We start from the raw sequence: 9,530 nt of genomic DNA, 5'->3' as shown, positions 1-9,530 counted from the left end.
TCGAGCTGGTCGTGCACGAGCGCGGCCACATCGACCTCGCCCTGGAGGTCATGCGCGCCTTCGGCAAGGGCGAAGCCACCGTCGAGCAGCACACCTGGAGCGTGGAGAAGGACGTCACCCGGTACGCCCCCACTCTGCGCACCGCACAGCCTGTCGAGATGCTCATCGGCAATACCGTGAACGAGACGTACACCGGTGTCATCAAGGTCAAGGCGACGCTGACCTTCTACAAGGCCGAGGGCCGGGCCGAGCCCGCCCAGACCCCCGACAAGGTCCTCACCCTGGACGGCGCACACCACGACGGGGTGGTCTACGAGGGGCAGCTGACCACGCCGCGCAACAGCGAACGGATCGTCGCCGAGGTCTACGCCACCGGTTCGGGCGGAGGATGCGAGGAGTTCTGGTACCTCACCGTCCCGGACGCGGCGCCGTACTCCTGCAAGGCCAAGGGCGGCCCCTACCGTGAGGTGCGCGTCTCGGTCGACGGCCGGCTCGCCGGCATCGCCGCGCCCTTTCCGACGGTCTGGACCGGCGGCTGGTCGAACCCCTTCCTGTGGTACGTGATTCCGGGCCCGCGCGCGTTCGACGTCCGGCCCGTGGAGTACGACCTCACGCCTTTCGCCGGGCAGTTGAACGACGGCAAGCCCCACAAGATCACGATCTCGGTCGCCGGCGTTCCTCAGGGGCAGAGCGGCTGGAGCACGCCCACCAACATCCTGGTGTGGCAGGACGGCAAGTCGGACCGGGTCACCGGTGCGCTCACCACCCACCGGCAGGGCGAACCGGCCAACACCACCGCGTACGAGCCCGGCGCCGAGCACCGGCTGAAGTCCGAGGGCGGGCACTCCCTGACCGTCGGCGGATACCTCGACACCTCGCACGGGCGGGTCGCCACGACCGTCACCCGAACGGTGGCCGGGACGTCCACGCACCGATGGACCGACGGCGAGTCGACCGACGCGCTCAAGGCCCGTTGGACCGACGACGAAACGGTCACGGTGGACGGCCGCGGACCGGCGGTCACGACCAGTGCCCACCGGGTGTACACCATGGACGGTGAGACGTCGGTCGGCGCGGGCGACCGGCTGCGCACGGTCATGACCATGGGGGACCGCGCGGACAGCGTCACGCTGCGTGCCGGTGAGCGCGTCGGCTGGTCACGCCTGGACGACACGTACCGGGGCGACGCCGCGTACAACCAGAACGTGCCGCGCGATCAGCGTCATGCGACGGGTGTCTCCAGCGAGCGCTACCGGCTGTACGGTCCGGGCGCCTGTTACGACCGGACCCTGGCCACGGCCCAGGGCGAGCTGACGGAGGACAGCCGGCGCTGCTAAACCCTCGCACGCGGCGGGTCCGCGATCGCCGTGCGCCGTCCTCAGGGCGTGCCGCGGTCCGGGCCCGCCAGCAGTTCGTCGAGCAGGCCGCCGAGCACCTCGCGCTGTTCGGGGCGGAGGGGGGCGAGGATGTCCTCCACGGCGGCCCGCCGGGCGTCACGCAGGGCCTTGAGCGTCGTGCGGCCCTGATCGGTGAGCTCTATGCGGATCACCCGGCGGTTGGACTGGTCCGGCACCCGGCGCACCGCGCCGTTGGTCTCCAGAGCGTCGACCAGGGTGGTGACCGCCCGTGGCACGACCTCGAGGTGCCGGGCCAGGTCCGCCATCCGCGGCGGGGTCTCGTAGTACGCGACGGTACGCAGCAGCCGCGACTGGGCGGGCGTGATGCCGACCGGGTCCAGATAGCGCTTCTGTGCGCGATGGAGCCTTCGGGTCAGCCTCAGCAACTGCTCGGCGAGCTGACCGGACGTGTCGGGGGCCGTCATGATCGCATTCTATCAGGACCTCTTCCATTGTGAGTATAGGTAACAGTGAGCTATGCTCTGTTCAGCGTCAGTGTTCTCAGCGTTTCTTGCGCTTGTCGCACTCTCCGCATTCGGAACCGGACTTCGCTGAAGGAGCCCATGCCTCACGACGAACTGGACTGGACACCACCTCCCCGGGACCCGGAGCAGCCCGCACAGGTGCGGCGCATCCTCCGTCTCTTCCGCCCCTACCGCGGCAGGCTGGCCCTCGTGGGGCTGCTCGTCGCGGCCTCCTCCCTCGTCACGGTCGCCTCACCGTTCATGCTGCGTGAGGTCCTCGACGTCGCCATCCCGCGCGGCCGTACCGGCCTGCTCTCCCTGCTGGCCCTGGGCATGATCGCCGCCGCGGTCGTCAACAGCGTCTTCGGCGTGCTGCAGACCCTGATCTCCACCACCGTCGGCCAGCGGGTGATGCACGACCTGCGCACCGCGGTCTACGGCCGCCTCCAGAGCATGCCGCTCGCCTTCTTCACCCGCACCCGCACGGGCGAGGTGCAGTCACGCATCGCCAATGACATCGGCGGGATGCAGGCCACCGTGACCTCCACCGCCACGTCGCTGGTCTCCAACCTCACCAGCGTCATCGCCACGGTCATCGCCATGGTGGCCCTGGACTGGCGGCTGACCGTCGTCACGCTCCTCCTGCTGCCGGTGTTCGTCTGGGTCAGCCGTCGCGTGGGCGACGAGCGCAAAAGGATCACGGTCAAGCGCCAGAAGCAGATGGCGTCCATGGCCGCCATGGTCACCGAGTCGCTCTCGGTCAGCGGAATCCTGCTCGGCCGCACCATGGGCCGGTCGGACTCGTTGACGAAGGCGTTCGCCGGGGAGTCCGACCGTCTCGTCGACCTCGAAGTGCGGGCGAGCATGGCCGGACGGTGGCGGATGTCCACCATCGGCATCGTCATGGCCGCCATGCCGGCGTTCATCTACTGGGCCGCCGGCCTCGCCCTGCAGACGGGCGGTCCGGACATCTCCCTGGGCACGCTGGTGGCCTTCGTCTCGCTCCAGCAGGGGCTGTTCCGCCCGACGGTCAGCCTGCTCTCCACCGGCGTGCAGATGCAGACCTCCGTCGCGCTCTTCCAGCGCATCTTCGAGTACCTCGATCTGCCGGTGGAGATCACCGAGCCCGCGGAACCGGTACGGCTCGAGAAGATCAGGGGCGAAGTCCGCTTCGAGAACGTCTCCTTCTCCTACGACCCCACCAGCGTGGCGCTCAACGGCATCGACGTCACCATCCCGGCCGGTGGCAGCCTGGCCGTGGTCGGCCCCACCGGCTCCGGCAAGAGCACCCTGAGCTACCTCGTGCCCCGGCTGTACGACGTCACGGACGGGCGGGTCCTGCTCGACGGCGTGGACGTCCGCGACCTGGACTTCGACACCCTCGCGCGCGCCGTGGGCGTCGTCTCCCAGGAGACATACCTCTTCCACGCCTCCGTCGCCGACAACCTCCGCTTCGCCAAGCCCGATGCCACGGACGAAGAGATCCGGGCGGCGGCCGAAGCGGCCCAGATCCACGACTACATAGCCTCGCTCCCCGAGGGCTACGACACCCTCGTCGGCGAGCGCGGCTATCGCTTCTCAGGTGGCGAGAAACAGCGCCTGGCCATCGCGCGCACCATCCTGCGGGATCCACCCGTCCTCATCCTGGACGAGGCGACCAGTGCTCTGGACACCCATACCGAGCACGCCGTTCAGCAGGCCATCGACGCGCTGTCCGCGGGCCGGACGACGATCACCATCGCGCACCGGCTCTCCACGGTCCGCCACGCCGACCAGATCATCGTCCTCGACGGCGGCCGTGTCGCCGAGCGCGGTACGCATCAGGAGCTCCTCGCGGACGACGGGCGCTATGCCTCGCTGGTGCGGCGCGATACGCACCTCACGGCCAAGGTCTCCGAAAAGGTCTGACACCGAAAGGTCTGAAGGGGCCTTGAAGAAGGCGCCGTCCACCGCGGGCCGAGCGGCTGTACCCGCTCGGCCCACTCCGGTGCCCGCTCACAGAGTGCCGAGGTCGACGGCCTCGGCCATGACGCGGTAACCGGCGTCGTTGGGGTGCTTGTGGTCGCCGCTGTCGTAGGCGGTGTCGAGCAGCTCCGGGTCCTCGGCGTCGGCCAGAGCGGTGGCGAAGTCGGCTACCGCGTCGTACTCGCCGGAGGAGCGGATCCAATCGTTGAGCGCGACGCGCTTCGCCTCCGCACGCGGCGTGTGATACTCCGCGCCCTTGAACGGCAGGATCGTGGCGCCGACGACCTTGATGCCGCGCTCCTGCGCACGCTTGATCATGTCGCGGTATCCGGCGGTCAGATCGGCTACGGACACGTCCGGGGCGGGCTTGTACGTCGGCAGGTCGACCTCGCTGAACCCGATGTCATTGAGGCCCGCGAACACGATGACCGAGCGGACGCCGGGCCTGTCGAGTACGTCGCGTTCGAACCGTGCAACCGCCCGCTCGCCGTACCAGAGCGAGTCGTTGAGCACGAGGTTCCCGCCGATGCCCGCGTTGACCACGGCCCAGGGGCTGCCTTCGGCCGCGAGCCGCTCGGCGAGCGCGTCCGGGTAACGGCGGTTCGCTCCCACAGTGGAGCCGAAGCCGTCGGTGATGGAGTCACCGAGAGCCACCACCGTGCCGTGAGGGGCTTCCTCGCCGCCTGCCAGTTCGACGTCGGAGAGGTAGTACCAGGAGTGGGTCCGCTCCTGGAAGCTCGTGCCGTCCACGTCTACCGTGCGGTCGCCGGAGGCGCGGTAGCTGTCGGTGTACGCCTGTGCGTGGAAGGTCGAAGGCCCCGTCGGGTGGGCGAAATACAGGGTCACGGTCACCGAGGCCAACCGCTCGACTGCAAGGTCCACCGCGTCGCCGGCGATCTCGGCTCCCGCCGGTATCACCACCGACGGTGCGCCGGCGAACGTCAACTCCCGCACAGTGCCCGGCTGGAGCGCGGGGCCTTCGCCCGCGAGTGCCACAGTTGCGGCGTTCACCGTGAGCGGCGCGGTGCCGAACCGGTTCGACAGGCGGATGCGGACCTGCGTGCCGCTGCGCGTGACCCTGACGACCTGGCGCACGGACTGCTGGTCGAACCCGGCCTCGGACCAGTTCTCCTCGAAGCCGCTGCTCGGCCGCTGCACCGGCGCCGACCAGCCCGCCGACCACCGCGGCCCGCCGTCCGCCAGGTCCACCTCACCGGCGAGTGCGACATCCGGTGAACCCTGCCCGTGAACAGTCATTGATCGAGCCTTCCCCTGCGTGTGTTTCGCTGTCGGGAAAGAGCTTGCTGCCTACGGATCGGCCCACCCAGCCCTGCCTGCTGCGTACGCAGCCCCTGCGTACCACTGGCAGGGTCACCCTCACGCGCATCTGCGGCAATGGCGATGGTTCCTAGTCGTCGCCGGATGCACGCGACGGCGGGAACTCGGCGCGTATCGCCGCCGTGTGCGCGCCGAGCGCGGGCACCGGGCCCATGGCGGCCTCCCTCCCGACCACCTCCACGGGCGGCAGCAGGCCACGCAGCGGACCGGCCGGCGAGTCGAACTCACGCCAGCGGTCACGCGCCGTCAATTGAGGATGATCGGCGAACTCCGCCACCGTCCGCAGGCGGGCGTGGGCGATGCCCGCCCCTTCGAGCAGGGCGAGGGCCCCGTCCGCCGTATGGCCGGCGAAGCACTTCTCTATGACGTCCGTCAGTTCAGCGTCATGCGTGTGACGCAGGGGGTTGTCGGCGAAGCGAGGGTCACGCACCAACGCGGGCAGCCTGAGCACCTGTTCACACAGGGCCGTCCATTCGCGGTCGTTCTGCACGCTGAGGAACACCCGTGCGCCGTCACCGCACCGGTAGTGGCCGTAGGGGGAGATGGACGGATGGCGGGCGCCGCTGGGGGCGATGGGAGCTCCGCCGTAGGCCTGGGCGAAATACGGGTGCCCCATCCACTCCGCGAGGGCGTCGAAGAGCGAGACGGACAGCGCCGACCCCTCGCCGGTGCGTTCGCGCTCGTAGAGGGCGGTGAGAATGCCGGTGTAGGCGTACATCCCGCCGGCGATGTCGGCGATGGAGATGCCCGGCCGGGCCGGGGAGCCGGCGCTGCCGGTGATCGAGACCAGTCCGGCCTCGCACTGCACCAGCAGGTCGTAGGCCTTCTTGTCCCGGTACGGGCCCTCCGCCCCGTAGCCGGAGACATCACAGGTGATCAGCTGCGGGTGGCGGGCGCGAAGGACATCGGCACCGAGGCCGAGCCGGGCGGCCGCGCCGGGGCCGAGGTTCTGGATGAACACGTCGGCGCGGGCGAGGAGCCGGTCCAGCAACGCGCGGTCGGAGCCGTCCTTGAGGTCGAGGGCCACGCTCTCCTTGCCTCGGTTGACCCAGACGAAATAGGCGGAGAGCCCCTTGACGCGGCCGTCGTAGTCCCGGGCGAAGTCCCCGCGCCCGGGGCGCTCGACCTTGATCACCCGCGCGCCGAGATCCGCGAGCTGTCGGGTGGCGAAGGGAGCGGCGACGGCCTGTTCGAGAGCGACGACCGTGACGCCGCTCAGCGGTGAATTCAACTCATTTCCTCCCAGCGTGAGGATCATATGACCGGGCCTGTGGATAGAGCGCCGCACGGCGAACGCCCCGCTCGTAGCCTGGCGTTCATGGAAACCACGGGGGGTCACATGAGCAGGACGACGTCGAGCGCACGCGGCCCGTGTACGCCCTCGACCCGGTCCAACTCGATGTCGCTGGTCGCGGAGGGGCCGGAGATCCAGGTCAGGGGCCGGGTCGGGTCCAGTCTTCCCAGGGCCTGCGGTACCGAGTCCACCACCTGGTCCGCGACGCGCACCACGCACAGATGGTGGTCGGGTACGAGCGTGATACGCCGGCGTCCCTGGTCCGGGCCCGCGTCGAGCACCAGCGTGCCGGTCTCGGCGATGGCGAGCGCGCAGCCGGTGACCACGCTGTCCAGGGCGTCCAGGTCGTGGGGCGTGAGTGAGGCGGAGTCCCGCACCAGCTCCACCGGGGCCTGCGCGAGCCAACCGCTCGGCAGCCCCGTCGGGACGACCACGCGGCGGGCACCGCGCTGTGCGAGCAGTTCGGCCAGCAGGGCCGGCAGCCCGTCCGCGTCACTCCGGTGCACGGTGGCGCGGTAGTCGGCGAGGTTGTCGGCGAGCAGGTCGACGGACTCGGCGGCGGTCCGCTGCCCGTGCGTGTGCCGGTAGTCACGCGGCACGGGATGGTCACGCGGGCGTTCGTGGGGCGGCACGTCGGAGAGGGCGCGCCGGATCCGGCCCAGGATCCGCTCCCTGGAGGGATTCGGGGCGCGGCCACCGGGGCTCGGGGCGGCGGTCATACGTCACCGCCTCTGGTCCGGGACCACCAGTCCCGGAACGACTCGGGGGGCACCTCCGGCAGTTCACGGGTGTCCGACCAGGCCCGGCCCGGGCCCGGCAGTCGCCGGGGCCGCAGGCGCCGGGCCCGGGCCGCGAGGCGCTGGCCGCGACGCAGCGCCGCGGGGTGGTCGAGGACCCAGCCCGCGGTCCGCATCAGGGCGCGCTCGAAGGTGTGGCCCTTCGCGGGCCTGATGACCGTGCGCGTGCCGTGGACGGTCACCTCGCCGCCCTCCACGACCCGCTCGCGCAGGTGGACCAGTACCTCGGGGATGTCGATGGCGACAGGACAGACCTCGTAGCAGGCACCGCACAGGGAGGAGGCGAACGGCAGGGATTCCTCAAGAGGGGAGGCGAGGCCACGCAACTGTGGCGTGAGGATCGCGCCGATCGGGCCCGGATAGGGCGAGCCGTAGGCGTGACCGCCGGCCCGCTCGTAGACGGGACAGACGTTGAGGCAGGCCGAGCAGCGGATGCAGCGCAACGCCTGGCGGCCGACCTCGTCGGCCAGGGTGTCGGTGCGGCCGTTGTCCAGCAGCACCAGGTGGAAGGCGCGCGGGCCGTCCTCGTCGGCGGTTCCGGTCCACATCGACGTGTAGGGGTTCATGCGTTCGGCAGTCGAGGAACGGGGAAGCAGTTGAAGGTAGATTTCCAGGTCCCGCCAGGTCGGCACGGTCTTCTCGATGCCGACGACGGAGATCAAAGTGTCCGGCAGGGTGAGGCACATCCGGCCGTTGCCCTCGGACTCCACGACGACGAGTGTGCCGGTCTCGGCAACCATGAAATTCGCCCCGGATACACCCACTTTGCCCCGCAGGAACTTCTCGCGGAGGTGCAGCCGCGCTGCCTCCGCGAGGTCGGCGGGGCGGTCGGTGAGCCCGGGCGGTGCGGGGCGGCCCCAGTCGGCCATCCGGTCGCGGAAGATGTCGCGGATCTCGGTGCGGCCACGGTGGATGGCGGGGACCAGGATGTGGGAGGGCAGGTCGTCGCCGAGCTGGACGATGAGTTCGGCGAGGTCGGTCTCGTAGGCCCGGATGCCCGCCTCCTCGAGCGCGGCGTTGAGGCCGGTCTCCTGGGTGGCCATGGACTTGACCTTGACGACTTCGCGCTCGCCCGTGGCCCGGACGAGTTCGGTGACGATGCGGTTCGCCTCGGCCGCGTCGGCCGCCCAGTGGACGGTGCCCCCGGCGCGGGTGACGTTCTCCTCCAACTGCAGGAGGTAGCGGTCGAGATGGCGCAGGGTGCGGTCCTTGACGGCGGCACCGGCGGCGCGCAGTTGATCCCAGTCGCTCAGCTCGGCGACGGCGCGTGCCCGCTTGGCGCGGATGGTGTGCGTGGCGTGGCGAAGGTTGGCCCGCAGGGTGCCGTCGCGGGACGAGACGGCGGCGGCCCGGGGGAAGGCGGGCATTCCCACGTACGTACGGCTCACAGGACGTTCCCCTCCGTGCTGGCCAGGATCTCCGCGATGTGGATCGGGCGCACGGAGGAGCCCTCCCGGGTGAGGGTGCCGCCGATGTGCATCAGACAGGAGTTGTCGACCGCGCAGACCGCACGCGCGCCGGACTCCTCGATGGCACGGGTCTTGTCCGCGCCCATCGCCGCGGAGACGGCCGGGTTCTTGACGGCGAAGGTCCCTCCGAAGCCACAGCACTCCTCCGCGCCCGGCAGCTCCCGCAGTTCGAGCCCTTTGACATGTTCCAGCAGTCGTCGTGGGCGGTCGCCCAGCCCGAGCATCCGCAGCCCATGACAGGTGGGGTGGTAGGTCACGGTGTGCGGGAAGCAGGCGCCGACGTCGCTCACCCCCAGGACGTCCACCAGGAACTCGGTGAGCTCGTACGTACGGGGGACGACGCTCGCGGCCGCCTCGGCCAGCTCCTCGGCCTCCCGCCGCGGACGGCTCTCCGCGGCGGCACGGGTCGCGATCCTCGGGTAGGCGTCGCGCACCATGGCGGCGCAGGAGGCGGACGGGGTGACGATGTGGTCGTAGCCCCGGAAGGCGGCGGCATGGCGGAGCATCAGCGCCTCGGTCCGGTGCCGGTACCCCGTGTTGAACAGGGGCTGTCCGCAGCAGCTCTGCGCCGCCGGGAAGCCGACCTCCACGCCCAGCCGTTCCAGCAGGGAGACGACCGCCCGGCCCGTGCCCGGATAGAGCGTGTCGCTGACGCAGGTGACGAACAGCCCTACGCGCATGACACCTGACATCTCCTCGCGGCCGGTGATCGTCTGCCGCCTCATCCTGCCGCACGGCAAGGCGCCTGTGAAGGACCTCCACACCCCGTCCGTGCCCATCCGACACTAGGGATTTTCATGACCGTG

At 70.4% G+C, this 9,530-nt stretch carries 8 protein-coding genes; 2 read left to right on the top strand and 6 right to left on the bottom strand.

The window, feature by feature from the left end; all coding sequences use genetic code 11:
* The coding region (locus tag AB0G59_RS28535) for a peptide-N4-asparagine amidase (RefSeq protein WP_360917475.1) at positions 1-1,337 on the top strand (1,337 nt) is incomplete at its 5' end.
* A gap of 41 nt (positions 1,338-1,378) precedes the next feature.
* On the opposite strand, the gene AB0G59_RS28530 is transcribed toward AB0G59_RS28535, so the two are convergent.
* Entirely contained in the window at positions 1,379-1,822 is a 444-nt protein-coding gene (locus AB0G59_RS28530) for a MarR family transcriptional regulator (protein ID WP_071962880.1), read from the bottom strand.
* Between the two features lie 138 nt (positions 1,823-1,960).
* Here AB0G59_RS28530 and AB0G59_RS28525 point away from each other — a divergent pair, with 138 nt between their 5' ends.
* Positions 1,961-3,769: an ABC transporter ATP-binding protein gene (locus tag AB0G59_RS28525; protein ID WP_360917472.1), complete on the top strand. Its 1,809-nt coding sequence runs from the start codon at positions 1,961-1,963 to the stop codon at positions 3,767-3,769.
* A gap of 87 nt (positions 3,770-3,856) precedes the next feature.
* On the opposite strand, the gene AB0G59_RS28520 is transcribed toward AB0G59_RS28525, so the two are convergent.
* From AB0G59_RS28520 to AB0G59_RS28500, 5 genes are all read right to left on the bottom strand, one after another.
* The gene (locus AB0G59_RS28520) at positions 3,857-5,083 is read right to left on the bottom strand and encodes an SGNH/GDSL hydrolase family protein (RefSeq protein WP_360917469.1); all 1,227 of its coding nucleotides are present in this window, start codon (positions 5,081-5,083) and stop codon (positions 3,857-3,859) included.
* 151 nt (positions 5,084-5,234) lie between these two features.
* Positions 5,235-6,395: a CaiB/BaiF CoA-transferase family protein gene (locus AB0G59_RS28515; RefSeq protein WP_360917466.1), complete on the bottom strand. Its 1,161-nt coding sequence runs from the start codon at positions 6,393-6,395 to the stop codon at positions 5,235-5,237.
* Positions 6,396-6,499: 104 nt separating this feature from the next.
* Positions 6,500-7,177: an LUD domain-containing protein gene (locus tag AB0G59_RS28510; protein WP_360917463.1), complete on the bottom strand. Its 678-nt coding sequence runs from the start codon at positions 7,175-7,177 to the stop codon at positions 6,500-6,502.
* Complete coding sequence (locus AB0G59_RS28505) at positions 7,174-8,643, bottom strand: lactate utilization protein B (protein WP_360917460.1); 1,470 nt, start codon at positions 8,641-8,643, stop codon at positions 7,174-7,176. Before AB0G59_RS28505 ends, AB0G59_RS28510 begins: the two co-directional genes overlap by 4 nt.
* Positions 8,640-9,404: a (Fe-S)-binding protein gene (locus AB0G59_RS28500; protein WP_360917457.1), complete on the bottom strand. Its 765-nt coding sequence runs from the start codon at positions 9,402-9,404 to the stop codon at positions 8,640-8,642. Before AB0G59_RS28500 ends, AB0G59_RS28505 begins: the two co-directional genes overlap by 4 nt.
* Positions 9,405-9,530: the final 126 nt, after the last annotated feature.

Origin of the sequence: Streptomyces sp. NPDC021096 (genome assembly GCF_040641275.1) — a bacterium.
Lineage (GTDB): Bacteria > Actinomycetota > Actinomycetes > Streptomycetales > Streptomycetaceae > Streptomyces.
Note: the sequence above shows the minus strand (reverse complement) of the source record. Positions and strands in the feature narration are given on the sequence as shown.

What these genes read in the sequence shown, in the direction of transcription:
- AB0G59_RS28530 (WP_071962880.1), bottom strand. Translation starts at nt 1,822, where the DNA reads ATGACGGCCCCCGACACGTCCGGTCAGCTCGCCGAGCAGTTGCTGAGG.
- AB0G59_RS28525 (WP_360917472.1), top strand. Translation starts at nt 1,961, where the DNA reads ATGCCTCACGACGAACTGGACTGGACACCACCTCCCCGGGACCCGGAG.
- AB0G59_RS28520 (WP_360917469.1), bottom strand. Translation starts at nt 5,083, where the DNA reads ATGACTGTTCACGGGCAGGGTTCACCGGATGTCGCACTCGCCGGTGAG.
- AB0G59_RS28510 (WP_360917463.1), bottom strand. Translation starts at nt 7,177, where the DNA reads ATGACCGCCGCCCCGAGCCCCGGTGGCCGCGCCCCGAATCCCTCCAGG.
- AB0G59_RS28500 (WP_360917457.1), bottom strand. Translation starts at nt 9,404, where the DNA reads ATGCGCGTAGGGCTGTTCGTCACCTGCGTCAGCGACACGCTCTATCCG.